Below are 26,181 nucleotides of genomic sequence, written 5' to 3' on the forward strand. Positions count from 1 at the left end.
ATATGGCATTTAGTTAATGTTCAATGTTAAAGACTATCATAATTGACTATTATTTTTATCGGTTGTCTTGGATTGTCGTCAGCTTCAATTGAAACTCCTATTGGGTTATTTATGATTTATACAGCTTTCATTGGGGCAGGAATGGGCTTTGCTACGACAACATACACAGTAGTAGTTCAGTCAGAGGTTGATTGGAAGTTAAGAGGAATATCAGTTGCATCTTTCAATAATAACCATGATACGTCACTCTCCAACTCAAAAATACAAAGCATTAAAGAAGCCATTGCCTTTGGATTACATAAGGAGTTTTTGATTTTATCAGTAATTGTCATAATAACTTGTTTCGTAGCAACACAGATGAAACAATCAAAATCTTCTTTAGAAAAATGAAATTAATTACTGATTAAGCTTTTCATTAAACCCCAATTGTTAGATACAATTGGGGTTTAATTTTCATACTAGTAATTTTTCAACTGGCTTTTTCATTGGCGGGTTTTCATATATCAATTCTTTATCGTTGCCTGGGTGTTGTAACAATTATTTTGATATATACTTATCGCTTCTTTTAAAAATATTTGCTCCTTTTCTGTAAAAGGATTCGGAAAGTTGAATGATTCTGTGGATGGTAGCTTTTTTTCCACCAAATCTAAATTTCCTTTCAAGGTTTCATTCATAAGTTGCAGAAGTGTTTTAACTGTTTCTTGAGCTTCTTTTGAAGAAGGTATGGCTTTTGTAAGTGTTAAATGTTTAATTTCTGATAAAACTTTAGTCCATTTTTTATCTAGATCGATTTCTTCGGATTTATTTATACTAAATAATTCATCAGTTATATCTGAAAAGTGTTCTTTAAACCATATTTCAGTATTTTCAGCAAACATTAATTTTTGAAGCATAGCACAAAATATCTCGATATTGATGACTTCCTCATCTTTCACTGTTTCAATAAGGTGGTTTATATCAGATAATATATTTATAATTTCAAGTTTTTTTGCTTCAAATAACTGTTTTTGATCGTTTAAAGATTTTAAGATAATTTCACCTTTAACAGTGTTTTTTTGCAGTATGTCTTTAATTTCCTTTAGCGACAAGCCTAGAAACTGTAATGACTTAATGTTTTGTAAAGTAGATAGATCCTCTGTAGTATATAATCTATGTCCACCCTCTGTATAATCACTTGGTTTCAGTAGGTCTATGCTGTCATAATATCGAAGTGTTCTAATACTAACACCAGACATTTGCACAAGTTCACCTATCGTAAACATACCTTTCTCCGACAAATTATTCTCTCCTTAATGATTGACTTTAAAGTATCGTATAACGGGATAAGAAAACTTTTTTCCATTTAAAGTATAAATTGCTGCAATTAAAATTAATATTGTTTCAAGAATAATAAGTGCAAAAGAAAGGTTTGAAACTGCGCTCCATTTTTTAGACATAAAAGTTAATAACAAAAAAACGGGGAAGAAAGTAAAGTGAAGGTTCATCCCTTCTTTTGCATGATCAGCAAAATATTTATTCTTATTCCTTGATACTAAGTATACCAATATAGGTAAAATAAAGGTTAATAATAGCGAGAACAGATGCATTAAACTTGCCAATCCTCTGTTTAATAAACTCTCTTTTTTCATTGTGCTTTTCCTCCAATAGCATATTTGATTGTTACCTTTTAAAGTGAGTAACTAAATCCATCATAAAAGGTGACGCTACTGGAGATTCAAGGACAAATGATAATTTTTTATTAAATACTTACAATCAGAATTCGCGTTTGGATTTTTTTGATTTTGTATCTATGCTTTGGAGATTAAATTCAAATAAGGTAGCGAAGCGAAAGGATAATGAGTGAAATTTCATTTAGAATTGTTTGTGGAGAATTTTAATGAAAACAAGTGATTTAAATACTTCATCAAATATAGCTGTTGTTATTTTTAGTTTGTCGTATTGTATGATATAATCTCTTTACTGACTAACCTAAGCAAGTCAAAATGAGCTGTAGCGATACCGTACGCTACAGCTTTTTTATCTTCCTCCACAAGGATTATTACTTTTCCAAATACTCCTCTGTTAGTTGCGGATTTTTGTATATGGCCATACCAGTTTTCAATTTTTTAAAGCCGATCTTTTCGTAAAAAGGTTCATTTCCTGTCGTTGCAATTAGCTGAATACAAGAAACATCCTCTAATTGGTGAATAATGTCCTCTAAAAGAGTTCTAGCTATCCCTCTTCCTTGATAATTTTTATGTACTACAACATCATAAATCGCAGCATTAAATACTCCATCTGAAAGAGCTCTCGCAAACCCTATAATTTTATGATCCTTTACTGCGAAAACTTGATGTGTACTTGCATTGAAAACTTTTTTTATTATACGTTCGTCATGTTTCATCCATCCAACTGATTGATAAACTTCTTTTAACATTGTTAGCTCGTTTTCCTCTACGTCATATTTCAGTAAAACCATTTTTCATTCCCCCTAATTTTTCTAATTCAGTGTTGATTAACTATATTTAACCATCAAATTAAAGATGATTACATACCATTTATAAAGCAAGCTTCTTGACGAACATTTGTTCTAGTATTAGAATAATAAAAAAGGAGGCAATTTTATGCAAAAAACGAACACCATTGAATTAGTACATTTCTCAGAAGAATATGTGGATATTTTGAATGACTTTGAGCTTCCGGAAGACCAAAGTCAATTTACTGCCCTACCAAAAGAGATTTCTATAGAGATGGTTGGTCAATATCCGATTGTTATTCTGAGTGACGGTGTGCCTGTAGGTTTTTTTGTCCTGCACGCAACGGAAAGAGTAAAAGAGTACTCTAATAATCCAAAAGCTATGCTGCTTACTGCATTATCTATTGACCATAAACAACAAGGAAATGGGTACGCCAAAAAAGGGATGCTAGCATTGTCTGAATTTATGAAGAGGGAATTTAAAGAATATAATGAAGTTGTTTTAGTCGTTAATCATAAAAATATTCCGGCTCAAAATTTGTATTTAAAAGTTGGCTTTGTCGATAACGGGGAAAGAAGAATGGGACGTATTGGCGAGCAAATTGTTATGAACTTAACCATCTAATAGATTTTCAAAATCACTCGTCATGACATGGGTGATTTTTTTGTTCTCCCCTTTTCTAAAGTCTAATGACAACTTGTAATCCTCTTTTTAGGTCCTATTTAATAGATTTTTTTCCGTTTCATTGCCAATAGTTGAATCTCTTTTTTAGTTAACATAATATTTTTATCGATACTAATAATTGTTCCTCTAGTTCTTATTTTGCAATTCATATGATAACTCTCATCAAGGAAAACATAGAAACAAGAAAAGAAAACAATTTGTCTTTCTTTTCCTGTTTCATTTTAAGTTTTATGGTCTACCTCGATGCAGGTAATGTTGTGTGGCATTCCCTGCATTAAATTGCTCAGTAATATATTGAACAGCCTCTTGTAGAGCTAATTTACTGTTACACGTGAAAACATCTATTGCCGCATAACCGTACTCTGGCCACGTATGAATCGTTAAATGTGATTCTTGAATAATGACTACACCGCTAACCCCATAAGGTGAAAAATGATGGAAATGTTCGGTTACAATCGTTGCCTTTGCTTTATGAGCAGCTTGACACATAATCTTTTTAATTTGGTGCACGTCATTCAGTAACTCAACATCGCAATCATGCAACTCTAATAAAATATGATGCCCTAATGCATGCTGAGTTTGTGTCTTTTGTACGGTTCTCTTAATTTGTGAAAACTTGTTATTTTTGCAATTCGGGCAACCACTAGATTGAAGTTGAGCAATCGTAGTGTATGGATAGCCAGCGCCAACTGTAAGGGCATGCTGACAATGGCTACACTGATAAACGACGGATTTTCTCTCTATTTCTCCTGTGTAAATGGGTCGCGTAAATTTACGCTGATTAGGGATATAAGGAGTCATTTGCTCTATTGTTTGTAATACGAATAATTGGCTTGTAGCTCCTAAAATTTGCGCACCTTCATAGGTGTTGATGTCGTATTGAATACTGCCAATCACGAAGCCCATAGCATATAAGCTTTGCTGTAGCTGCCACTGCTTTTGATAGCTACGTTTAGCATAAGAAAAAAACACATGTCGCATTGCTTCAGGCTTTAATGCGTTAATCGCACGTGATAAAAAAAGCTGTGCGCCAGTCAAGGTATATGGTGTATCTGTGTATACGCAATCAAACTGGTGGACGTATGTTTTAGGCAAAGGCTCCTGAACGTTATAATAATCTGTTTTAATCGGAAGCTCATAGTCCTTAGCTATTTTGCTAATCATACATAAAACTCGTCTATCAATATCTAACACAACAATTTTAGTGGTAGAATTTGGAGCAATCTTCTTTAGTAAAAATGCTAATGCAATACTGATGAAATCATCATCACCTAAACACAAAATACGCTTATTGAGTAGCATCGCATAGTCAAGTGCGAGCAATGCACGTTTTAAGGCTGTCTCAATTGTACATTTTGCTTGATCAATTGCCACGTCAGCAGTGGGTCTTGCTTCATAAATAGTGTTTAATTCGCTTATATTTTGTGTAATCCATTCTGTACGAAATGCTTCATCTGTCGTTAACTGAAGATACAGTTTAGCATCGGCACCTGAGAGTTGAAAATATTGCGAGATTGCAAGCTGGCCCTTTTTCGTTAAACTATGTTTACCCCAACCCTGCTTGGCAAATTCTTTCTTCATTGCTGAAACGATAGGTATTGGTAAGTCTGTCGTATGAGCTAAAGATTTAGTTGTACAATTTTTATGGAAATATAAAGCAAGTAGGGCTTTTTCTAATGTATGATAGTGTTCTTCAAGCTGCATATCAGCTGTAATTTGTTGTAATTGTTTTTGCATTGTAGATTCGTCCTCTCAATTTTAATAAGAAAAAAATTAAAATTGTCTAAATCAACGAATAGAAAAAGCGCGACTAAAACTAGTCGCGCTAAATGTTTATACGAAGCCAACTAATTCTAATCTTGCTTTTTTGCACAACAAATAACACCCCTAAATAGGTGGTTTGTTCGACAAAATAAGCTATAACGTTGATTCAGATTAGAATTCTACAATTAACAAAAAGTTCACCCTTTTTTTAAATAGTCTTTTTACTATATAATAGATATGGAAATTTCGCAAGTTTTAGTAAATTATCACTTTTATAGTTTAATATTTATCTTTTGGAAGTTCTAATTGAATTATTCCACTTCATATAAAATTTTCAAGTTCCTTCTAATAGTTTACATAATATTTTTATTCAGAAGTGTTCCTCTATTTGGTAAGTTTTCATGGTAGCTCTCTTGCTTCCACACCGTAAGTAGTTTAAACCACTTGGGAACATCGCTGTCCCCACCGTCTACATTCCGTATGAAGTTTTTAAATTGATCCGCTCAATTTAAACTCGTGGTTAGTGTTGTGGAGGTGAAAATGTTACTTTATCCATACCTTTTGTTTCATCACATATATTTCATTAATTAATTGTAAGTTATGCGGATAAAAAATCATCTTTCTCTCACACTAATGGTGGAGGTGAGATGATCATGGGTAATAATAAACATAAAAATAATAAAACTCAAGACAACAAAAAACAGCAGAATCAAAATCAAAATGCTAACAGAGAACGTAAAAATGAAAACAGAGAAGAGTTCGGTGAGGAAGTAGATTTCAGTAGTATTCAAAATGAAAATAAACGTTAATAGTGATAAACTAACTCCCAATATTCACCTTAGAAGAAGGTGTGTATTGGGCTTTTCTTATTATGTAAACATCACCTAGATCCATCTCTTTCGATTTCCATCGGGTTAGCCCTTATAATGGTGGTTTTAACTTTTTATTTTGATAAGAATTCAGATACCACCAAAGCCGTAATACAATAAATATCTATTGGTATCAATAAGAGCAATCCTATTATCCAGTTTAATTTTATATATACATTAGGTGGTATTATTTTCGATGCTATTTTTGTATTTCCTACGAGTTCATTATTTTCCCGTACCCCTTCAGAAATATTCTCAACCTTCAGTTCTGCTTGAGTTAAATTAGGATTATGAAAATCAACCTCTAAAAATGCGTATTGAGGATTTGAAATCGACAATTTTACACTCCTTTGTTTCATCCTAATTCCTTAATAAATCAATTAAAAGCTTAATTTGCATGTGGCTATTATATTCACAAGGTAGTAACAATATGCACTATTAATTTACAAAGTTTTGCAATGAGTACAATCAACATGTCGATTATTGACGTAAAATTTTAAAGGGTGTTTTTTTTAATACTCAATAAAAAACACAACTATAAATTTTTAATTATAGTTGTGCTTTATAGTAGGTTAATTCATCTCCAACCACACAACAGCTTACAATGCCGCATATGTTGGACGTGGTACAAATTCCAAAAATTGGTGTAGTAGCATTACCTACTAATTAATCCCTTTTTCATTTAACTGCCTCAACAAATATCTCCGTGAGCAAATCACATCCCATACCGTCCGGATTGTTGTCGTCTTTCCAATATATCATCACATTTTTAGGAGGATTAGAAAGGTCTAACTTTCTAATTACTCTTTTATTGTTTTCATCTGGATAATAAAATAAATTTTTATATTCTTTATGTGCGCTATTCACACCGTAGTGCTTTCTATTTCGATCGTTTACAATGTACGAACGGTCAAAGTTTGCATTTTTTAATGTTTTGCCTGATGCTACTTTCACTATATCACTTACCCATTTTTTTAAATCCTCATGATTTATGTCTTTTTCAAACGGTGAGCTATCATAAAATTCTTTTATGTATTGAATGACTGGTTTTCCATAGTCTGATTTCTCGAATAAAAGGTTTTTTTCTTCTTTATAAGATTTAAAGCCTGAGTAAATGAAAGAGATAAATGACTTAATTGTATGCTTCGTATAATCATAAATCGGTTCAATTTTTCCTATGGCTTCTTCTTTAAGAATCTTACTGAGCAAATCAACTATAGTAATCTCCAAGCCATCTAGTTCCTCTTCACCCCAAGACAGATGATAACAAGGTACTGATAACCTTTCTACTTCTATAGTAGATAATAATTCATTAAATTCATTTAAAGCTCTCTTACTTCCAGTATGTGTTAAAAATATAAAGGAAACTAAAGGTTGTTCTTTCTCTAATGAGGAAACTTTATAAAAATTAACTAATCCGATGATTTCCTCAAAAAGCTGATTATCTCCTTTTTGAATAGCTCCATCGTTAATTTTATTTTCCACACAAAACGAAAATTTTGGAAGACTATCAGAAAATGTTTGGTCAAAAAGTTCAATTACAATATCTATATCCCTTGTTTTTTTAGCACTTTCACTCGTTGAGCTTATGACCTTTACTTCAGCTTGAACCCTTACTTCATACTTCGAATTTCGAGATAAATCTCGAATCCGATTATTGTAGATAAGCTCGTTATATTGCTCTTTATTTGCTAATACAATTGGTGTTAAAAAACTCTCTACAAATCTTGATCCTAAACCATGATTTTCATTAGGGTCTAACAAATAAGCAAGAAACGAAGTTACATTAGGCTCATTGATAGAACCATCATTAGAAGATAAAACCTTAAAAATATTCATCCTTAAACCCCTCTAATTATAAAATTATTTACTTTAAAATTGCTGCACTTGCCGAGCCACTTTCCGTTGCGGTACACGCTGTTGAAAAAGTATATTCAACCATTCTGCCATCAAAATGCAAACCAAGGCATTGAATATTTGAACAAATATTTTGCCTCCCTTGTCCTAATGCCAATGCAATACGCATAGCATTTGTTGTTTTACCATTGTTATTTCTCTCATATTTAAGTACCATCATGAATCCTCCATTAATTTTGATTCCATACGATTAATATTGTTTCTGTCATTCACCTCTATACGGCATTTGGTCTACACGGTATGTTGATTTAAGGACCATTAATTTAGCTGCTTCATTTCTTTTTTCATTGAGCAATAATATTAATTTCTCTAAAATTCTCGCACGTTAAGTTGTCATCAAGCAATCTTCTGCTAACTTCTGATAGCATCATCAACCTGCTCTGAAGAAGTCTGTGGAATCTCTGCCATTTGCTCGTTCGAAAATGGTGAATACAAATCGGCATAAAGCTCATCTATCCAACACCCTTTCAATATAGAACCTTTCTTTTAAAGTCCACACTCCAACTTTCCGATTAACGTAATGCATTCCTATTATAAGAATTAAAACACATTCTAAACAATACCCTTTCCTTAGTCAATATTTGTTCTGAAAATTCAGAATAAACATTAGCTAAAATGGGCTGTAATAAGTCATTTACAACCTCATAATAAAAGCAGATGGCTATGTAGAAGTCCAATACAGAACTTCTAAGCCATCTACTTTTATAGGCAAGCACTTTTTTATCATTAAAAAGAATGGAGATAAGGTTAGTTCCTCTTCCTAGTCTCCAATTCTACACTTCTCCTCTTTTACGAGCCGCCATTTCATCTTTCATTTCTTCTTTTAATCCTTCAATTGACTTTTGACGTCGCTTATTTTTTTCTTTAATCATTTCACTTTGCATAGGGTCTGCAAACTCCAAACTAATTTCCGCTTCATGAAGTTTTTCTTCAGTGTTTTTAACGATATCACGGATTCGTTCAACGTTATTGGATCTATCATCTGGTTTTGAGTGTCTTGAATTAGCCATGGTAACCTCCTGAAATTTGACATAAATTTAGGTTGGCTAATTTAGTTGTTCCTATGTGTGCTAATTTTTACTAAGAAGAATGTACATGCTTTTTTAGTTAATCGCATCTCGCTTTTCAAGCGATGAATAGTCTTGTTGAAATGACCTAACGAGGTCAAGATGCTCGTTAAGCATCATTTTCCGATAAGGAGAAGAATACTTTATTTATAATTTTTGGTTATAATTAAAGTTCAACAACCAATATCCCCCAAAATGTACTATCTGAATTTATATTTGTTTACACAGGTGACAAAGCTGAATGAGCAATTGCTCCACTTCAGTTTTAAGGGCTTGATTTAACCTGCCCCGTTAGCCATCCATGTAGCGCAAAACCCGCGCTACACCACAGAAAATGAAAGATGATCACGTTCTTTCATGGGAGTTTAAGTACATTTTTTCACAATCTTTACTATTACATTAACATAAATATCCAATAAAAATCATCTAACCTCTAAGAAATATACAGAGGGGAGATGATTTTAATCAATCTTTATTACAAATTATCGATCTTTATTATAAATAATCAATCTTGATTACAAAGCTACAGTTGTGACTTTCTTAAATATCTTCTCAAATATTTTAAAAAAGGTTTAGAAAAAGAGAAACAGTTTCTATATGAAATCAATGAATAGTAGACAACAAAGCTCAAACTAGTGGCTTTTTATACAAAAAACAAGACTAATACCTGTCATTTGTTATTGCTTATATGATTAGTCAACAGCTTTTCTACTTGTGATTTAAGAGCTTGATTTGCATAACGGAGTACTACATCATTACCTGCAGTGGCAACTTGCACGTCACTAAAGTATTCATCTACTGGTTGCCAACCTACGACTCGTATACGTTTTTGTGCAAGTTCTCGTTTGAGGTTAAAGTATTCTTGTCTTAGATCCTTTAGCAATGAATCCATCATTGGAAGAAATACCGTTTTCATTTTAAACTGCTCTACTTTACAATAATCAACCTGTAATGATTTAACTGCTAGCTCTAACAAAAGATACTTATGAAGTAATTGTCTTTCGTCGGCTTTAATCATAGTAATCAGCATCCAGTTGGGCTGATTGAATACTTTGGATTGGAATACTTTTCGTTTTAAGTAGTGTTTCAAGTATGAGTTCATTAGTATTCATCGATTTAATTATTCCAGTCCATTGTGTGATTTGGTAGTCCTTCCACACTTCTAATTTTATGTCCAATTGCTGATTAAAAGCTTGATTAATTGTTTTTTGTAGTTCTTCTAGTTCCCACTCAGCCAATTCTCTTGGCTGTTCTGTGCGCTCTTGTTTGTACTCTCTAAGAAGCTCCAAATGCTCCGGCAACATCATCGATGCCCATTTAATATTACCTCTGTCTTGTATCATTAATTAATCACTCCTATGCCAAATGACCACCAACTAAGCGATCTCGATTAATAGCTGTACCGGCTTTTGTGAAAGAAACTGCTCTTAATATTGATGTTGCTCCAAACCGATTGCGTATGGCATCCATAGTAGGTCCTATAATTTGACGCTGTGGTTTGCGTTCGTCAAATAAATCTAATTGGATACTATGCTCTCTTTCGAGGTTCGTTATTCGGACAGATAATTGACGAGCTGGCTCCCCTGCAAAATGTTCATCCAGTAATTCAAGACAAGTTTTATACATCACAAGAGTTTCACTTGTTGGCACTGCAATTGTTTTAGACCGATGGAACCCTTTGGTCATGGCATTTCGACTATAAGAAAGACCAATACTAATTGTACGGCCAACGTAGCCTGCATCCCGCGTGCGCTTCATTACGTCCTCACACATTTCAAGGAGCACTACAGAGATTTCTTTTCGTGTATGGTAATCCCTCATTAGCATTTGTCCCTTCCCAAAACTTAAAGCTCCGTTTGTTATTAACGGCTCCCCTAATTTGGATAAATCGATTCCCCATGCATGATAATAGAGTTGATTGCCCATTACACCAAAGCGCTTTTCTAATTCTCTTAGGTCTGTATTAGCCAAACCACCAACTGTTTGTATTCCCATAGCATTTAGATTTGCTTCCATTCGTTTTCCTATGCCCCACATTTCCGATAGAGGTCGTACAGGCCATAATTTCTTTGGAATATCCTCATAAGTCCATCTAGCAAAACCTGTTTTCTTTGCTTCAAGGTCTAAAGCTAATTTAGCTATTAACATATTTGGTCCCATACCTACTGCACTAGGTATATTAAATTGGTCAAGAATGGCCTTTTGTATTTCCTTAGCCGCTTCTTCAGGTGAACCCCAAAGCTTTTCAGTGCCGGTTAAATCAACAAAGCTTTCGTCTACACTATACACATGTATAGCATCAACCGGGACGTAATTAGAGATTAATTTTGTAATCGTCATCGACATTTGAATAAAGAAACTCATTTTAGGCTCAAACAATCTAATGTCAGGATGTTTAGGTATTTCATAACGACGACTGCCAGTTTTGATACTAAATTTTTCTTTCATTAAGGGGGATGCAGCAAGCACTACGCTACCTGGCTGGTCAAAATTTGCTACTACTGCAACTGGCGTTTTTAAAACATCTAGCCCATGTAACATCGCTACGATACTGGCGTAAAAGCATTTCATATCGATACACATAATAGGTCTATTGGGCATACTCTCATAATTCATACAACTTCACGTCCCTTACTAACAAAAGGAATAAGGGCTAGAACATTACTGATCAAAAAAGTACGTCTTGCATGTCTTGTAAAACAAAATGCTTGAAATGAATCACCAACAATTTTAATGACTTTTACACGCCTTTTTGTTATGGAACCATCTTTTGCTACATACATCATGTTCACTAATTGTTTGCGCTGTATAGCTTTAATCAGTTGCTCTCTCATTGTAGTTTCCTCCCATTACCTCTCGCAATTTTTAAAATTGGCTAATCACTATATCTAGACTTTCAATTTTTACCTATATCCCTACCGGTAAAGGATCAACTTCCACAAATTGAATCGCATCTACCTTTTTTAATAAAAACATTCAGCTCTGTATCATCTCTCTCTTTATAGACATGGAACAATAACAAGAACATTATCGAGAATAAAAGTACGCTATTGACTATCTTAATTATTTTGATATACCTTTTTGTAATGACTCCAGACTTTGTAATGTACATCATATTTACTAACTGATTGTGTTGCATCGCTTTTATTAACCGATCTTTCATTGTTTTTAATCTCCACACACAAATAGAACGTTCGTTCGTATACATTATACGCACAAACGTTCTATTTTAGAAGTGGTAATTTTTAGATCAGTCTTTTTTATTGATCTAAAGCTGATTTATAGTCCTGTAATTCCCCAATATCTCAGGAGTTAATGGATTCATACATATCCAATTTTCCCTAATACAAATGGTATTGTAAACTTTTCGGGACTTAAGAAGGCGCGAAGTTTGAATGATTAAATGGCCCATGTTCTCTGAATCAAAATGAAAAAACGCCTATCATATCATCTCATAACTCATTGATCTCGAATCATAGAAAAGAGACACGATTATTGTCACACTGGACAGAATGCATCATACGATAATTAGAACAAACTTATGGCTTCATAACGATTTCATTCCTCCCTGCTCCATTCCATTACTTGTTCAGATGCTTTTGCACACTTTCTAAAAACTTGATTCGACTATAAACAGGACCTCCTTCCATAAGCGGATCAACCACATTGACATATACGTGATCGTGTTTAAAGGCATTAATATTTTGGATAATTGGATTCTTTTTCAAGTCTTCGAATGCATTTTTCGCATCTTTGTTATCATTCGAAGCGAATTGCACAAACAAATAGTCTGGGTTCATTTCTGCCAATTGCTCGGCAGAGATTGCATCTTGCAATTTAGCCATGCCTATCTGATCTGGCATTTCTAAACCAATGTCATTGTATAAAAAAGGGTTAAAGTCTACATTTTTCGCAAAAATGTAAGTTTGCCCTCCGCGAATACGCACAGCAGCGACTTTTTTACCTTGAAGCTTTTCTTTTAACGATGCTTTTACTACTTGTGAATCTGTTTTATATTGGGATAGAATTTTTTCTGCCTCACCTTGCTTGCCAGTTAATTCAGCCATTAATTTCAAATTGTCTTCCCAGTTTGTAGAAACGTGCGACACCAAAATAGTGGGAGCAATTTTTTGCAATTTCTCCACTACTTCTTTTGGGAACTTGGTTGAACCTAAAATAACGTCTGGCTCTAATTGCAATATCTTCTCAAGGTTAGGTTGTCTTTTTTCACCAATTGATTCCGCCTTGTCCGTTACCGAAGCAAATATTTCTGGAAACTTTCCGCCCACCGATATTGCCCCTACTGGATGAACGTCAAGCATTACCGCATCTTCCATCGCTTCCATAGCCCCAGTAATTACAATTTTTTCTACTTTTTGTGGAATGATATACTTTTCACCGAGATACTCAATCGCTCTTGTTTCGCTTGTTCCTGTATTGTCCGCTTGAGATTGGGCTGGATCTCCGTTGCTGCTGGAGGTTGAGCTTGATTTGCTCTGTTTGTCTCCTCCTCCACATGCAGCCAAAACAATCATGAATAATGTTATCATGCCAACTAGTATAAACTTTTTATTCATTCTTCACCTGAACCCCTTTCAAAGCAGTATCCCTATCATAATGATCAGTATTATTAATCCCTAAATGCTCACGCAAGGTGACACCTGTATATTCACTTCTGAACAAACCTCTTTCAACCAATTGCGGCATCAGCTTTTCAAAAAATATTTTCAAAGATTTTTCTGAACCACCCGGAATAGCTATAAATCCGTCAATAGCTCCAGCCTCAAATCGCTCAATTATATCGTTCAATACGTCTTCAACCGTTCCAACGGAAACCCAGTGAGCAGACCCGACAACCTCTGGCCTTGCTAATACCTCTGCCACTGTAGGCTGATGATTTGTAATATACCGGCGCAACAGCTCGGCATGTGTTCGACTACGGACCGGCTGATTTGGATCGGGTAGCATATCCGAAGTTACGTGATGATCCAAAGCAAAGCTACTCAAATCAAGACCTAGTACGGATTTAAGCGACGCATGTCTGCGCTCAATAGTCAAATGTGCGTGTGCGGTCTTATGTAATTCATGGGCCTCCTCGCGAGTTTCAGCCAAGAAAAAATATAAACCTGGCAAAACTTTTATGGCGTCCGGATCGCGCCCATGCTCGATAGCTCTTCTTCTCAGATCATTTCGTAATTCCACTCCCGATTCAAGGTCTGGCATCGCTGCAAAAATAGCATCTGCTATTGAAGAGGCAAAATTTCGTCCTGTATCCGACGCACCTGCTTGAAATAAAGGAATGGGTCCCGATTTATGGGCAGGCAAAGTAAGTGGTCCCTTAACACTAAAAAACTCACCTGAATGATTAATTGGAGAAATCTTATCCAAATCAGAAAACATACCTGACTCACGGTCAATAACGATGGCTTCATTCGGAAAACTTCCCCAGAGTTTGCGTACGACCTCAGTAAATTCAATTGCTTTTGCATATCTTTCTTGTGATGAAGGCATAGGTGACTCACCGAAATTTTCGGCACCTTCAATAGAAGTGACAATATTCCAGCCAGCACGTCCATTGCTTAGCCAATGCAAAGACTGAAGCTGTCTAGCAACAACATACGGTGGATTAAAAGTCGTAGAAATAGTCGTAACTAACCCGATCCGCTCGGTTTCACGAGCAATCGCTGCAAATATCATAGTAGGGTCAGGACTACCGAAATTAGCGGAATCACCAAGCATCTGTGGACTAACAAAAAGATAATCCGCCCTGAAAAGAAAATCGAGCTTTGACCTCTCCGCCATCTTTGCCAAGTCAATGTAAGGATCAATTGAATCCATTTTTTCCACACCGCTGTCTGGGCGCCGCCAGTCGCCTCCTTTCAACCAAGCAGATAAGACTAATCCAATACATAATTGTCTATTTACAGTCAACATTACCAATCCTTCCTATATAAAAATAGTTTTGCGCCCATGAAATACTCTGATCAGATGTTACCTCTAAAAGGCTATTAGTTAATAATGATTCTCATTATCGATTACAGTGTAACAAGGTCTGCAGCAAATGCAAATACACAAATCACAAATACTATATGCATTATTATCTAATCTAGGTTTGCTGAATGATGATTTAGCCGACATGTAAAATAGAGCTGGAAGGAAAGAATGAGACAATAGAGAAAAAGCCTGCACTCCCGGTTCATCACCAGTTGCAGGCGTAATTTATCAATCAGTAACTCAATTTATATGATTATCTAAATTATGTATGTATACAGAGGGAGACACACCAAATTTCTTTTTAAACACTCTACTGAAATATAGCGGATTGGTATAACCAACACTAATAGCAATATCGTGAATGGGAAAATTACTTACTTTAAGTAAGTCACTCGCTCTTTCCATACGATAATTAATAAGATAGTCGATTGGACGAAATCCAGTATGTTTGTGAAAGAAATAGGAAAAACGCTTGGGACTCATTGCATGCAGCTCCGCCAATTCGTCGAGTGTCAACGGATTCATATAATACCGGTGTATGTATGCAATAGCCTCCTCTATCACCCTTTCACTTGGTGAACTGCCACTCTCTCGATGCTTACACCCCACTAAAACTTGATGCATGACACTTAAAAATAACTCCTTGACACGAAGCTTTTCAATACCTCTAAGTGTATTGGCATTCTGATGAAGCATGATAAGTAATTCTAGTACTCTCGGATTTGCTCCCGCTTCCAGTTTGAAATGAGAGCCGCATGCATGATCGCCATATACTTCGTCTAATTTGTCAAATCTATAAAACAGTAAATAGTACTCGTACTCTGATTGACTTATTACTTGCGCGTCCAGTTGCATACCAGGGGCCACATGAATTACTGCGCCTGGATGTAATTCATAGACAGTTCCATTCACACTCATTCTAGCCTCTCCACGAATTACAAAAAGAAATCCATGCCGGACAGCCTTAAATTCACGTAGTATACTTTTCGGCTGGATGACTAAACGGTGAACACCTTCTATATCATAGAAACCTCTAGCAAATATCTCGGCTAATTTATCCAAATCTATCATGATAGTGCACCTGCTCCCTATCCAAACATTGTACATGAAGACTATAGTTAATAATGATTCTCATTATTAACTATAGTCTAGCAAGGTTTGCAACAAATGCAATACACAAATCACAAATGCTATATGCATTATTATCTAATTCAGGTTTACTGAATGATGATTTAGCCGATATTGTAAGAGTCTTGTTAATTTCCACATACATTTCCAGTATTTAAATTCTTCATCACATTGTATCTCGATTTATTCAAAATCGTTAGTCTTTATATAACACCTATTAATTTTGCTCTTTACTTAAAATTAATTCATTACATATCATCTCTATTTCTTGTGAAAAGGATTTTACTTGAAAGGCTTCCGAATATACTTTGTTCTCAGGTAAAGCTTCTACTTGTTGTAACTTTTCTTCATAGGTTTGTACAAAATGATCCAGCGTTGGACTTTTCAATTTCAAGGCATTAGCAATCCCTTGAATGATTTTCACACGATAGTAATCCTCTTTTGGCATTCTAGGAATATCCCATTCCCCGTCATGATTTTTAAAAATCCTTCTAAGAGGAACTGCTGAAAAATCAAAGTATCGACCTTCTTGATTTGGTTTAGAAAATGGATCAATTAATAAGGATGCATAGCGAATATAGAGCAAATACTCTTGATGTATGGACTCAAGTTTGTTAAAATCCTCTATTTCTTGTCTGGCTATACTTTCTGGCTGTAATGGATAATTATCATCTACCATAAATTTCAATAGATTTAGAGGTTGAATATTGAAGTGTTTTACAATAGCCATCATTTCTTTCCAGTAATTTAATAAATGACGAATCATTGTATAAGTAATGGGACCCTCAGGATAAAGCTTATACACATACTTTGTTATTTTCTTTTCGTCAAATATTGCTTTTAATGAAAAATCATTCATAAATAAGGGAGGATGCACGTATAAAGAAATATTTCTTGTTTCTGCCTCAAGGGGAGATGCTACTTTTTTCAAATGAATCCCTAAACAATTAAAAAATTTAGATAATTTATCTAATCTATCCGATTTTGAGTAAGTTGAACCAATATAAACTGTTTTCTTTACTCCTGTCGTCAATACTTCATTTGATGGAATTTCCCCTAACCATCTAGTATCTCCATAATATGTGGAAAAACTAATTACCTCAGCCTGGGGAGATAAATTCTTTAGGAAATTAGTTATTAAATGACTAGAGCCAAATGTAGGCGAAATTAATATAAAGCAGCTAGCCTCCTCCAACACTTTGGTATCGATTTGTGCTAATACTGAAATATAAGAATCTGTAGTAACACTCAGTACAATGGTATCCCAATCGCCAGATATTGTATGGTAACCCTTAAAAAACGCATCAATAGTGCATTTTCCTGCAACAGACTGATGTTGTATATTTTGTATATATACCTTAAGTGCAAGTTGATGCTGAACGATAGTTTCAAAGAAAATTTTGGAACGTAAAGATTCTCGACCAGCAATAGCTACTTTACCATTATAATAATTCTTGAAATTCACAGCTAATTGAATTACTGTGGGCCCTGTTCCTAACAGTAAAACCTTATTAAAATAGGTCATAATCTTCTCCTCATCTATTTATCATTGTACTTTTCGATATAAAATAACATCAAATACACTTTGAGGGTGAATAATTTTCTCTATTATCTGCCATTTGGTTTCGTCTACTTTCTGCATTGGATAATTAAAAAGAGACTTCAAACCATTTCCATAACGCATAGCAATAAGCACATCTTTATTTGTTAAATCATATAATTGGTCTAGTATGTCATATTTATAGCTAACAGTTGAACTAAATATAATATGACTAATCTGTTTAATAACTGCGAGTTCCCGTACTGACTTATTGTCAATTTGAATTGATAAATGACTTCCTATTTTATTTACTACATGTTTTCCCAACTGAATCGCTTCATCATCAATATCAATTCCAAAAACTTCTGCGCCTGTTCGTTCCGCAATCATTAATAATGTTATAGGAAAAGGTCCGGACCCTACCAAGAGTACCTTTGACTGGCTAGTGATTTGAAAACCTCCAAATTCTTTTTCAATGCAGTTTTCAATGTTAAGAAAATAATTAGTGGTTTCCTCTTCTTCATGACTTAATAATAAAGCTTTATATTTTTCCATAATTTGGACACAAATAGAAGAGTTATTTCTTAGATTCTCGACTAATGATACTATTTCGACTGATTGCTCTAAATTATTCCATTGTTTTTGATTGTCATGATTAATAATAAAGGAAGAATATTCATCAATTATTCCACACAACTCTGAATACTCAACTAGTAAATGATTGTGGTTTTGATTGATAAATATCTTAAATTTTTTATCAAAGTAATGTAATTTCTTTAGAAACACATCTATATCCATGACTTGCCTCACTCCTATGTTTGAGGATTAAAGTTCAATATATGCGGTACCCTTTAATTCTATTTCAACGCTTCCCTCTATATGGAAGTTAACTATTTAAACAAAAGTAGCCTCCAAATTGGAGGCTACTTTTGTTTAAACGCATATAGTATCAGATTTTTTATCATTTTTGTAAATTATGGGTAGTTGAGTGGACTAGAAAAAATGTCCTTGTGTGGCAGGTGTCGTAATTCATATCACCTCACGCTTTCGATGTGTAACGGGCATTATTGCTAGAACATTGTTAATAATAAACGTACGCTTTGCCTGCCTCGTAAAGCAAAATGCTGTAAAGGAATCACCAACAATCTTTATGATTTTCACACGCCTTTTCGTAATAACACCAGATTTGGCTACATACATCATGCTAACTACTTGTTGACGCTGCATTGCTTTTATTAACTGTACTTTCATCCTCGTTGCTCCTTTTCACTAGCTCTGTTATATGCAGTGAGCACAACAGACCTGTTTTTAAAACAGAACAAATGTTTGTATTCTCATCATACGTACATACGTTCTTGATTAGAAGAGGGAATTTCAGCTAATTTTTAAGGAGGTTTTTAGAGGATCGATCAAGTGGGTATTCGTGTAAGCCTATAATAGCTTTGTACATATTCTGCGCTTAAGACAGGTAATCAATTATGCCGCTATTGGCAAGACCAACAAAGTGAAAGGCATTTGAGTTTTATTATGAAAAAATGATGGAGTAAGTGAAAAAACTAGTCCCGGATTTCAGGACTAGTCTTTGGAGCAACTTATTTATTCTTCATTTGTTGCGATTACCTGCGGTTCCGTCGTACTATTTGATGCATCAGTAACAATAACTGCATTTCGTTCTTTGCCTTTATTTGTTGCGATTACCTGCGGTTCCGTCGTACTATTTGATACATCAGTAACAATAACTGCATTTCGTTCTTTGCCTTTATTTGTTGCGATTACCTGTGGTTCCGTCGTACTATTTGATGCATCAGTAACAATAACTGCATTTCGTTCTTTGCCTTCTTTCAACGTTGGTGGCTCTTGGCCAGTTGCCGCAAAGACAGTCATCCCTCCAATGACTAATGTACATGCTAATGCTGTTCCTAAAACTGACTTTTTCTTTAAGGTCATAATGGACACTATCCTTTCTTCAATCCCATTTTTACTAAAATGATTACAAAGCGGCGTAACCGTATAGGTTTCATCTGCCATATTGATGAGAGATAGTGCATATGCTGACTTTGCCTTATCTCCAAACTGTCTAATAACCCTTTCGTCGCAAGACAATTCAATGTCTCTGTTTACTAAAAAATACATAAACCAAACTAATGGATTAAACCAATGCAAAGCTACCATAATCGTTAAAATTACTTTCCACAAAACGTCAAAGCGTTTAATATGAATTAATTCATGCGTGAGAATAAACTGAATACTTGCAGCGTCTTCCCAATTTGTTGATTTCGGCAATAAGATGACTGGTTTAAAGATTCCATATGTTAACGGGGTTTTAATTCTATCTGATACTGCAATTTGAATCGTTCTTTTTAACTTATGATCGTTTAGCCATTGAACGAGATACTCATTATTCTTCACTGGGATGGCTGTTTGAAATTCTTTATAAAATCTAATATAAGCCACTATAAAGAATAGCAAAACCCCGATACCCCCACATGCCCAAAGGTACTGAACGAAATCGTTTGTCATCACAAGCAAAAGCTGATCATAGAACGTGTTTGATGTATGTGCGATTGCAATTGTATTGTGCATACTTTCCGAATCATTTGAGTGAGTGAGCGTAATAAATAAATTCTTCAGCATAGGCTGTATGCTCAACTTTGAATAAAAAGAGTAGGGGATGAGTAGTTTAAATGCAACGATTCCCCAAAGGATTAAAAATGTTTGCTTTGGCACTTTATTTCTTACTAACATTCTCATCAATAACACAATGATGAGGAGGAGAGATGCGTCTACACTCATGTTGAAAATACTCATATCATAATTCCTCACTCAAGATCTTTAACAATTTGCTTTAATTTTTCGATCTCACTCGCGGACATTTTTTTCTTGTCTAGTAAGGATGCGAATAGTAAAGATTTAGAACCATTAAATATTTTATCAATCAATTCCGTCGTTTCTTGTTCTTGTATCTGTTCTTTTCTGATGATTGGATGACAGATAAAGTTAGGTTCAATTCTTTCAATGGCCTCTTTTTTTATACATTTTTTTATGACGGTATAGGTGGTATTTTTATTCCAACCTATTCGTTCGTTTAACATTTGTGAGAGCTGTTTAGCTGTCAAATCGCCTTCTTCCCATAAAATATTCATGACTTGTAATTCCGAATCAAACAATTTAACTTGCATACGCGCATGCTCCTTTTCTATAGTGGACTATTGCAATAGTTTGCCACACATTGATACTACTACGGTAGTCCGAAAATGTCAAGACTATTGCGATAGTCTGTTGAAGAAAATCCTTTTTTAGGGCATAAATATACGGATACTGTGTCTAAACCATTTAAAATTCAATAAAAGTTTAATAAAGTCTTCTCCGATGCTGGCTCTTTTAATTTGCCTCGGCCACACTACACAATTTTAAGTGCAGGTTCTAAAGCAAATCTGAATTCAATGAGAACCTAGCACTCTTTTTCACATTAGGAATATTGCTAATAAAAAAACGTCCGAAGACAGGCTTAAACTCACTTTTCTGCCTCCCTACAGCCCATGTTGCTGTCGCTTCGCTTTCGCACAGAAAACATTTGTTGCTGTCGCTTCGCTTTCGCACAGAAAACATTTGTTGAATGAAGACAATGGGCGTTCGTGTATGCCTAAAATAGCCTTTGTACATATTCTGTGCTTAAGACATGTATTGAAAATTAATTAGAAAGGATGTAATTATTAGCTCGAATATTGACTATACTTCGTCATCAACCCAGTTCACTTCTGATGTAAATGACAATACTCTTTTTAAAAGAGATGATCGGAATTTTATAAATATTCTAGGTGTAGAACAATTAAATACGTTAGAAAATATATCTTTGCTTGATATTTTTCTAAGTAAGAATAAAGTGATAGAGCCTCACTATCATCAAAATGCAGCAGAACTTGTTTATTGTATTTCTGGTGCTGCCATTGTTTCTATATTTAATCCCTTTACAAAAGAGCTTCAAAACTACCCTATCCAGCCTGGCCAAGTCGCCAATGTACCGCAAGGATGGTGGCATTATGAAATAGCTACTGAGAATGACACGCATTTACTAGCTATTTTTGATGCTCCAACACCTGAAGTTATTTTAGGTTCAGATATATTGAAATTTACACCTTCCAATGTTATGGCTCACACGTATTGTTTAGATGAAGATCAGTGGAAGAAAACAATCGCGCCTATTGTACCGTCAACATATATTGGTCCACCTAAAGACTGCAACCGTGTAAAAGCAACTTCTGAAAAGCAAAAAGATCAAAAGGAGCAAAAAGACCCTCATCATAAACATAAAAATAAGTATAAACCTTCACGATTTATGAACCCATATCCACCATATCCATATCACTATCCAAATATGAATCCATATATGAATCCTTATGGCTCATATTATTAAGCAATAGTGAAGAAACGAAAAATCGTAATCGTTCATACGAGTGTATGACTCGACATCATAAGCTCTACACCTTTCATCGCATAAAAATAAATAAAAAGGAAAATCTATATTTTAAGTCATAGCTTCGTTATTACTAAAAGAGGTGTAGAAAATGGAATTATTTCCAGTGATCCATACAAATTTTTGGGATGCTGTAATAGCCGTGCCAGCTGTGTTACTTATTACACAGCTAATTAAGGTGTTTATGCATGTTCAGCCTAAATATGTTCCCGCGATCGCCCTTGCTATTGGCTTGATTATTTCTATTTTTATTAGCCATAGACATAATCTTATTGCAGGAATATTTATGGGCTTTTTTTATGGTTACGCAGCTATTGGAAACTTTGCTGCATTAAAAACAACCATTAATAGCTTTAAAAGTAAGAAATTAAAGGAATAGGCCTTTTGCTCATAGCGTGGAGTTGATTTCCGTTCCGACTGGGCGCTTTGCCGCTGACGCTTCGCTTTCGCGCAGAGCAGAGCTTCCTGGGGGCGTCCGATGAGCCGCTTGGGGCAACAGGATGTTGGTCACGAAGGCGTTATCACAGGACGTGATGGTTTTAGCCTTCGTTCCTATATTTGCTCGCTCCAGGGTCTCATCTGTGACGCTAATCCCCGAGGAGTCACCCAGTCACCACTCCAATCAACTTATATACATGCTAGACGTTTTAACAAATGTCATCCCTTAACATTTAGTTATCAGCTCTTATATTGTAAAAATTGATTAGAATTTCATTTATTAACACATCCTAATCTCAAATAAATGAACGAGAACATGAGTTAGGAAGTGTAACTATGGAATTGGTAAATGGGAATCTAGCATCACTACGCTATAGGGAAATTTTTAAGATATGGACACAGATCGGCGTTAATAATGGCTATATAGCTTCAAATCATGCATTTTTCAAGCATGCCGTTGATAAAAAATTGAAGGCTATTATCGTGGATTTTGTGCAATGTTTAAAAGAGGAAAATAAACAGCTAACAGTGTTATTAAAGGAAAACGGGGTGCTTGCCCCTACTACATCAATCGACTACAGACAGTTGAAAATGGGCAATACCCGAGGAAAAAAAGCCATTAATGATACAAAAATTAGCACCATTTTATCGATGAATATAGCTTCTTCACTTATTTCAGTTAGTCAAGCTTTAGAAATATCCGTTAAGAAGAAGCATACTGCAAAATATGGAGAACTTCATATGAGGTATGCCATGCTTGGCGCAAAGCTAGTACGGCTTAGTAATGACAAAGGCTGGCTACTAGCTCCTAATACAATTTAATTTAAGAAGCTCCTGTGTCAATGAAAATAAGATATCATATTAAATAAAGTATGGTCTTCGGCAAAATAAGTGGTTGATTTTCGTTCCGACTGGGCGCTTTTCTGGGGGCGCCCAGTCTCCACTCCAATCAACCACTTCACATAGTATTTTCTGGCATGTTACTCTAATCTATAGTGATAAAACGAAACGTCAACAACATCAGATGTACGCTCGCCCAAAGGAAAGAGTAGCCTGGAACGGAAATTACCCTAATTTAAAGACTACAACATTCACAAAAAATTTGTTTTCAACACTAAAGAAGCTCTCGTTTTCAACAAAACGAGAGCTTCAATGTTTTTTACTCATTATTATCGGCTTCTCACGAACAACAGCTTGTACCACTGATTCACGAGGAACGGTAACACAGACAAGCTATAAATAAAGCCTAATTGTGCGGTACTTAATGTGGCAACCTCAAAGACACTTGTAAGCATTGGAATAAACAATACTGCGTGTAAGCTTAAGAAACCGATTAAGAATGCAAGCCAAGTATATTTATTCGAAAATATTCCAATGGCAAAGATCGATTCTTTAGCTCTGGAGTTGAAGCCATGCACTAATCGTGACAAGCATAATGTTGTAAATGCCATAGTGCTCGCCGTTAAAGTATCTCCCGTTGACAATCCGATTTCAAAGGCAATAGTTGTCGAAACTGCAATTAGTAATCCTTCGAGTACCACTTGCGTAGTAAATGCTTTATTTAATAATGGTGTATGAATATTTCGGGGCTTGTCCTTCATTGTTTTTTTATTATTCGGCTCTAGACCGATTGCAATCGCCGGTAAACTATCCGTTAGTAAGTTAATAAATAATAGATGCACAGCCGCAAAAGGGACTGGTAAACCTAATATTGTTGCATATAAAACAACAAAAATGGCACCTGCATTCCCAGATAATAAGAACAAAATAGCGTTTTTAATATTCGTATAGATACTCCTACCGTTTGCAATAGCCTTAACAATCGTTGAAAAATTATCATCTGTTAATATCATAGAGGACGCATCTTTCGCTACCTCCGTGCCGGTGATGCCCATCGCCACACCAATATCAGACTGTTTTAAGGCAGGGCCATCATTAACACCATCTCCTGTCATGGCGACGACATGTCCTTTTTCCTGCCACGCTTTAACGATACGAATTTTTTGAGCTGGTGTTACTCGGGCATAAACAGAAAAATCATTAACCTTTTCTTGAAGCTGCTGATCTGTTAGGCCTTCTATTTCATGCCCTTCAATCGCTTCAGAGGGATCATTTAAAATCCCGATTTGATTGGCAATAGCCGTTGCCGTAATTTTATGATCCCCTGTAATCATCACCGGTTTGATACCAGCTTTTATACATTTTTCAACCGCACCTTTAGACTCTTTTCTTGGCGGATCCATCATCGCGACTAAACCAACAAAGATTAAATCTTTTTCAGCTTTTGCATCAATTGCTTGATTTCCCTTTACTTCTTTATAGGCAACTGCTAGCACCCTTAATCCATTCATAGAAAAATCACGATTTACCGCTTCGATTTTTTGGCGTTGTTGTTTTGTAATATTAACTATACCTTTTGAAGTTTTTATTTTTATAATTTTAGGGAGAAGGACGTCTAATGCTCCTTTTGTAATCATGATAGATTGCTGATTGATATTATTTACAGTACTCATGAGCTTCCTATCTGAATCAAAAGGGATTTCGGCCACTCTTGGATAATGATCTCTTATCTGCATTTCGTCAAAACCATATTGCTTCCCTAGTTTCACAAGTGCAATCTCAGTAGGATCACCGATTTCCTTATCGTCCCTTTCTACAGCATCATTACATAATATTGCCTTTAACATAAGATCTTTCTCAACTGTATTTCCAGTGTGTAGCTGATCATGTGGAATAACTTTTTCATCCACATATACCTCTTGTACAACCATTTTATTTTCAGTTAATGTTCCTGTTTTGTCTGAACAAATGACAGATACACTTCCAAGACTTTCAACAGCATAAAGCTTTCGAATAATGGCATTTTCCTTTGCCATTTTTTGTGTTCCAAAAGCTAGCACAATGGTAACAATGGAGCTTAATGCTTCTGGAATTGCTGCGACGGCAAGTGAAACAGCAAACATAAACGATTCTACTAGCGCACGCCCTCTAACAAGGTCAATCACGAAAATAGCTAAACAGATTAACGTAATCCCTAAAGCTAATTTTTCTCCGAAATGATCCAAACTTACTTGTAAAGGTGTTTTTTTCTCTTTCGCAGTATCGAGTAAATTTGCAATTTTGCCGATTTCCGTTTGCATCCCGATAGCTGTCACCATGACAATCCCACGACCTGTTGTCACAAAGCTTCCAGAGTACACCATATTCCTTTTATCAGCAACCGTTACATTGCCTTCCTTAATAGGATCAATACTTTTCGCTACAGCGATTGATTCACCTGTCAGCGAGCTTTCATTGATATGCAAATTATGACTTTCTAATAATCTCCCATCCGCATTGATATAATCGCCAGCCTCCAAATACAGAAGATCTCCAACGACTATATCTTCCGAAGAAATCTCTATGAGCTGATTATTTCGCATTACTTTGGCAATCGGAGAGGTTAAGGCTTTTAAATTATCCAAAGACTGTTCTGCCTTGACATGCTGTACAGTGCCTAGGATAGCGTTCAATATAACGACAACCATAATCACAATCGTGCTTCCTACTTCTCCTAATAGAAATGAAACGAAAGCAGCGATGATTAAAATAATGACTAATAAATCTTTAAACTGTCCAAAGAAAACGGCGAATGCACTTGTTTTTTTTCCTTCCTTTAATACATTATAGCCGTACACTTCTTGCCTCTTTTGAACGTCATAATCACTCAATCCTTGATCTGTCACGTTCAAATTTTTCATAACTTCAGCTGATGATTGTTGATGATAGTCTGACATTCGATTCCCCCTCCATTTGAAATTATTAAGTAACTCACAGCAGCCACCCTATCCCGAATTCCTTCACACTGACT

The 26,181-nt window shown here is 35.2% G+C and carries 28 protein-coding genes; 7 read left to right on the plus strand and 21 right to left on the minus strand.

Annotation, left to right across the window (positions count from 1 at the left end; translation table 11 throughout):
• Positions 1–72: 72 nt before the first annotated feature.
• Positions 73–390 carry a hypothetical protein gene (locus ACYQ73_RS16410; protein ID WP_460013481.1) on the plus strand — a complete coding sequence of 106 codons (318 nt, stop codon included), beginning with the start codon at positions 73–75 and terminating at the stop codon, positions 388–390.
• 113 nt (positions 391–503) lie between these two features.
• On the opposite strand, the gene ACYQ73_RS16415 is transcribed toward ACYQ73_RS16410, so the two are convergent.
• From ACYQ73_RS16415 to ACYQ73_RS16425, 3 genes are all read right to left on the minus strand, one after another.
• Positions 504–1,277: a MerR family transcriptional regulator gene (locus ACYQ73_RS16415; RefSeq protein ID WP_460013482.1), complete on the minus strand. Its 774-nt coding sequence runs from the start codon at positions 1,275–1,277 to the stop codon at positions 504–506.
• A gap of 12 nt (positions 1,278–1,289) precedes the next feature.
• Positions 1,290–1,628 carry a DUF4870 domain-containing protein gene (locus ACYQ73_RS16420; RefSeq protein ID WP_370081126.1) on the minus strand — a complete coding sequence of 113 codons (339 nt, stop codon included), beginning with the start codon at positions 1,626–1,628 and terminating at the stop codon, positions 1,290–1,292.
• Between the two features lie 410 nt (positions 1,629–2,038).
• Positions 2,039–2,458 carry a GNAT family N-acetyltransferase gene (locus ACYQ73_RS16425; RefSeq protein ID WP_460013483.1) on the minus strand — a complete coding sequence of 140 codons (420 nt, stop codon included), beginning with the start codon at positions 2,456–2,458 and terminating at the stop codon, positions 2,039–2,041.
• Between the two features lie 145 nt (positions 2,459–2,603).
• Between ACYQ73_RS16425 and ACYQ73_RS16430 the strand changes: the two genes are divergently transcribed.
• The gene (locus ACYQ73_RS16430) at positions 2,604–3,080 is read left to right on the plus strand and encodes a GNAT family N-acetyltransferase (protein ID WP_460013484.1); all 477 of its coding nucleotides are present in this window, start codon (positions 2,604–2,606) and stop codon (positions 3,078–3,080) included.
• A gap of 288 nt (positions 3,081–3,368) precedes the next feature.
• Here ACYQ73_RS16430 and speD read toward each other — a convergent pair whose 3' ends face one another.
• Complete coding sequence (gene speD / locus ACYQ73_RS16435) at positions 3,369–4,877, minus strand: adenosylmethionine decarboxylase (protein ID WP_460013485.1); 1,509 nt, start codon at positions 4,875–4,877, stop codon at positions 3,369–3,371.
• Between the two features lie 680 nt (positions 4,878–5,557).
• Here speD and ACYQ73_RS16440 point away from each other — a divergent pair.
• Entirely contained in the window at positions 5,558–5,713 is a 156-nt protein-coding gene (locus tag ACYQ73_RS16440; protein ID WP_166672163.1) for a hypothetical protein, read from the plus strand.
• A gap of 134 nt (positions 5,714–5,847) precedes the next feature.
• Here ACYQ73_RS16440 and ACYQ73_RS16445 read toward each other — a convergent pair whose 3' ends face one another.
• From ACYQ73_RS16445 to ACYQ73_RS16520, 16 genes are all read right to left on the minus strand, one after another.
• Positions 5,848–6,111 (minus strand): hypothetical protein, encoded by a 264-nt coding sequence (locus ACYQ73_RS16445; RefSeq protein WP_402870515.1) that lies wholly within the window; start codon positions 6,109–6,111, stop codon positions 5,848–5,850.
• Positions 6,112–6,451: 340 nt separating this feature from the next.
• Complete coding sequence (locus ACYQ73_RS16450) at positions 6,452–7,612, minus strand: PD-(D/E)XK nuclease family protein (protein ID WP_460013486.1); 1,161 nt, start codon at positions 7,610–7,612, stop codon at positions 6,452–6,454.
• 28 nt (positions 7,613–7,640) lie between these two features.
• Positions 7,641–7,847 carry a hypothetical protein gene (locus ACYQ73_RS16455; protein ID WP_460013487.1) on the minus strand — a complete coding sequence of 69 codons (207 nt, stop codon included), beginning with the start codon at positions 7,845–7,847 and terminating at the stop codon, positions 7,641–7,643.
• A gap of 616 nt (positions 7,848–8,463) precedes the next feature.
• Complete coding sequence (gene tlp / locus ACYQ73_RS16460) at positions 8,464–8,700, minus strand: small acid-soluble spore protein Tlp (RefSeq protein WP_460013488.1); 237 nt, start codon at positions 8,698–8,700, stop codon at positions 8,464–8,466.
• A 727-nt stretch (positions 8,701–9,427) separates the two neighbouring features.
• Positions 9,428–9,775 carry an aconitate hydratase gene (locus tag ACYQ73_RS16465; protein ID WP_460013489.1) on the minus strand — a complete coding sequence of 116 codons (348 nt, stop codon included), beginning with the start codon at positions 9,773–9,775 and terminating at the stop codon, positions 9,428–9,430.
• Positions 9,768–10,100, minus strand: coding sequence for a YolD-like family protein (locus tag ACYQ73_RS16470; RefSeq protein ID WP_460013490.1), 333 nt, complete (start codon positions 10,098–10,100; stop codon positions 9,768–9,770). Before ACYQ73_RS16470 ends, ACYQ73_RS16465 begins: the two co-directional genes overlap by 8 nt.
• 13 nt (positions 10,101–10,113) lie before the next feature.
• Positions 10,114–11,373, minus strand: a complete 1,260-nt coding sequence (locus ACYQ73_RS16475; RefSeq protein WP_460013491.1) for a Y-family DNA polymerase — start codon at positions 11,371–11,373, stop codon at positions 10,114–10,116.
• Entirely contained in the window at positions 11,370–11,591 is a 222-nt protein-coding gene (locus tag ACYQ73_RS16480) for a transcriptional regulator (RefSeq protein ID WP_460013492.1), read from the minus strand. Before ACYQ73_RS16480 ends, ACYQ73_RS16475 begins: the two co-directional genes overlap by 4 nt.
• A gap of 747 nt (positions 11,592–12,338) precedes the next feature.
• Complete coding sequence (locus ACYQ73_RS16485) at positions 12,339–13,334, minus strand: ABC transporter substrate-binding protein (RefSeq protein ID WP_460013493.1); 996 nt, start codon at positions 13,332–13,334, stop codon at positions 12,339–12,341.
• The gene (locus tag ACYQ73_RS16490) at positions 13,327–14,688 is read right to left on the minus strand and encodes an NtaA/DmoA family FMN-dependent monooxygenase (RefSeq protein ID WP_460013642.1); all 1,362 of its coding nucleotides are present in this window, start codon (positions 14,686–14,688) and stop codon (positions 13,327–13,329) included. Before ACYQ73_RS16490 ends, ACYQ73_RS16485 begins: the two co-directional genes overlap by 8 nt.
• Before the next feature lie 303 nt (positions 14,689–14,991).
• Entirely contained in the window at positions 14,992–15,822 is an 831-nt protein-coding gene (locus ACYQ73_RS16495) for a helix-turn-helix domain-containing protein (protein WP_460013494.1), read from the minus strand.
• A 274-nt stretch (positions 15,823–16,096) separates the two neighbouring features.
• Entirely contained in the window at positions 16,097–17,404 is a 1,308-nt protein-coding gene (locus tag ACYQ73_RS16500) for an opine metallophore biosynthesis dehydrogenase (protein WP_460013495.1), read from the minus strand.
• Between the two features lie 21 nt (positions 17,405–17,425).
• Positions 17,426–18,217, minus strand: coding sequence for a nicotianamine synthase family protein (locus tag ACYQ73_RS16505; protein ID WP_460013496.1), 792 nt, complete (start codon positions 18,215–18,217; stop codon positions 17,426–17,428).
• 231 nt (positions 18,218–18,448) lie between these two features.
• Positions 18,449–18,670 carry a transcriptional regulator gene (locus tag ACYQ73_RS16510; RefSeq protein ID WP_460013497.1) on the minus strand — a complete coding sequence of 74 codons (222 nt, stop codon included), beginning with the start codon at positions 18,668–18,670 and terminating at the stop codon, positions 18,449–18,451.
• A 345-nt stretch (positions 18,671–19,015) separates the two neighbouring features.
• Positions 19,016–20,227 (minus strand): M56 family metallopeptidase, encoded by a 1,212-nt coding sequence (locus ACYQ73_RS16515; RefSeq protein ID WP_460013498.1) that lies wholly within the window; start codon positions 20,225–20,227, stop codon positions 19,016–19,018.
• 11 nt (positions 20,228–20,238) lie between these two features.
• Positions 20,239–20,598: a BlaI/MecI/CopY family transcriptional regulator gene (locus tag ACYQ73_RS16520; protein ID WP_049664645.1), complete on the minus strand. Its 360-nt coding sequence runs from the start codon at positions 20,596–20,598 to the stop codon at positions 20,239–20,241.
• 533 nt (positions 20,599–21,131) lie between these two features.
• Here ACYQ73_RS16520 and ACYQ73_RS16525 point away from each other — a divergent pair.
• The 4 genes from ACYQ73_RS16525 (at position 21,132) to ACYQ73_RS16540 (ending at position 23,153) form a co-directional block, all read left to right on the plus strand.
• Positions 21,132–21,833 carry a cupin domain-containing protein gene (locus ACYQ73_RS16525; RefSeq protein WP_460013643.1) on the plus strand — a complete coding sequence of 234 codons (702 nt, stop codon included), beginning with the start codon at positions 21,132–21,134 and terminating at the stop codon, positions 21,831–21,833.
• 151 nt (positions 21,834–21,984) lie between these two features.
• On the plus strand, positions 21,985–22,272 hold the full coding sequence (locus ACYQ73_RS16530) for a hypothetical protein (protein WP_274069030.1): 288 nt from the start codon (positions 21,985–21,987) through the stop codon (positions 22,270–22,272).
• A 99-nt stretch (positions 22,273–22,371) separates the two neighbouring features.
• Positions 22,372–22,596, plus strand: a complete 225-nt coding sequence (locus ACYQ73_RS16535) for a hypothetical protein (RefSeq protein WP_460013499.1) — start codon at positions 22,372–22,374, stop codon at positions 22,594–22,596.
• A gap of 71 nt (positions 22,597–22,667) precedes the next feature.
• Positions 22,668–23,153 carry a DUF3231 family protein gene (locus ACYQ73_RS16540; protein WP_460013500.1) on the plus strand — a complete coding sequence of 162 codons (486 nt, stop codon included), beginning with the start codon at positions 22,668–22,670 and terminating at the stop codon, positions 23,151–23,153.
• Positions 23,154–23,500: 347 nt separating this feature from the next.
• Here the strand turns inward: ACYQ73_RS16540 and ACYQ73_RS16545 are convergent, their stop codons facing one another.
• Positions 23,501–26,107, minus strand: a complete 2,607-nt coding sequence (locus ACYQ73_RS16545) for a cation-translocating P-type ATPase (RefSeq protein ID WP_460013501.1) — start codon at positions 26,105–26,107, stop codon at positions 23,501–23,503.
• Between the last annotated feature and the right edge of the window lie 74 nt (positions 26,108–26,181).

The organism is Lysinibacillus sp. CTST325, from assembly GCF_054665055.1.

Bases quoted from the DNA above. Each gene is read 5' to 3' on its own strand.
- ACYQ73_RS16420 (WP_370081126.1), bottom strand. From the start codon at position 1,628: ATGAAAAAAGAGAGTTTATTAAACAGAGGATTGGCAAGTTTAATGCAT.
- ACYQ73_RS16425 (WP_460013483.1), bottom strand. From the start codon at position 2,458: ATGGTTTTACTGAAATATGACGTAGAGGAAAACGAGCTAACAATGTTA.
- ACYQ73_RS16430 (WP_460013484.1), top strand. From the start codon at position 2,604: ATGCAAAAAACGAACACCATTGAATTAGTACATTTCTCAGAAGAATAT.
- speD (WP_460013485.1), bottom strand. From the start codon at position 4,877: ATGCAAAAACAATTACAACAAATTACAGCTGATATGCAGCTTGAAGAA.
- ACYQ73_RS16440 (WP_166672163.1), top strand. From the start codon at position 5,558: ATGGGTAATAATAAACATAAAAATAATAAAACTCAAGACAACAAAAAA.
- ACYQ73_RS16450 (WP_460013486.1), bottom strand. From the start codon at position 7,612: ATGAATATTTTTAAGGTTTTATCTTCTAATGATGGTTCTATCAATGAG.
- ACYQ73_RS16455 (WP_460013487.1), bottom strand. From the start codon at position 7,847: ATGGTACTTAAATATGAGAGAAATAACAATGGTAAAACAACAAATGCT.
- tlp (WP_460013488.1), bottom strand. From the start codon at position 8,700: ATGGCTAATTCAAGACACTCAAAACCAGATGATAGATCCAATAACGTT.
- ACYQ73_RS16465 (WP_460013489.1), bottom strand. From the start codon at position 9,775: ATGATTAAAGCCGACGAAAGACAATTACTTCATAAGTATCTTTTGTTA.
- ACYQ73_RS16470 (WP_460013490.1), bottom strand. From the start codon at position 10,100: ATGATACAAGACAGAGGTAATATTAAATGGGCATCGATGATGTTGCCG.
- ACYQ73_RS16475 (WP_460013491.1), bottom strand. From the start codon at position 11,373: ATGAATTATGAGAGTATGCCCAATAGACCTATTATGTGTATCGATATG.
- ACYQ73_RS16480 (WP_460013492.1), bottom strand. From the start codon at position 11,591: ATGAGAGAGCAACTGATTAAAGCTATACAGCGCAAACAATTAGTGAAC.
- ACYQ73_RS16485 (WP_460013493.1), bottom strand. From the start codon at position 13,334: ATGAATAAAAAGTTTATACTAGTTGGCATGATAACATTATTCATGATT.
- ACYQ73_RS16495 (WP_460013494.1), bottom strand. From the start codon at position 15,822: ATGATAGATTTGGATAAATTAGCCGAGATATTTGCTAGAGGTTTCTAT.
- ACYQ73_RS16500 (WP_460013495.1), bottom strand. From the start codon at position 17,404: ATGACCTATTTTAATAAGGTTTTACTGTTAGGAACAGGGCCCACAGTA.
- ACYQ73_RS16505 (WP_460013496.1), bottom strand. From the start codon at position 18,217: ATGGATATAGATGTGTTTCTAAAGAAATTACATTACTTTGATAAAAAA.
- ACYQ73_RS16510 (WP_460013497.1), bottom strand. From the start codon at position 18,670: ATGAAAGTACAGTTAATAAAAGCAATGCAGCGTCAACAAGTAGTTAGC.
- ACYQ73_RS16515 (WP_460013498.1), bottom strand. From the start codon at position 20,227: ATGAGTATTTTCAACATGAGTGTAGACGCATCTCTCCTCCTCATCATT.
- ACYQ73_RS16520 (WP_049664645.1), bottom strand. From the start codon at position 20,598: ATGCAAGTTAAATTGTTTGATTCGGAATTACAAGTCATGAATATTTTA.
- ACYQ73_RS16530 (WP_274069030.1), top strand. From the start codon at position 21,985: ATGGAATTATTTCCAGTGATCCATACAAATTTTTGGGATGCTGTAATA.
- ACYQ73_RS16535 (WP_460013499.1), top strand. From the start codon at position 22,372: ATGAGCCGCTTGGGGCAACAGGATGTTGGTCACGAAGGCGTTATCACA.
- ACYQ73_RS16540 (WP_460013500.1), top strand. From the start codon at position 22,668: ATGGAATTGGTAAATGGGAATCTAGCATCACTACGCTATAGGGAAATT.
- ACYQ73_RS16545 (WP_460013501.1), bottom strand. From the start codon at position 26,107: ATGTCAGACTATCATCAACAATCATCAGCTGAAGTTATGAAAAATTTG.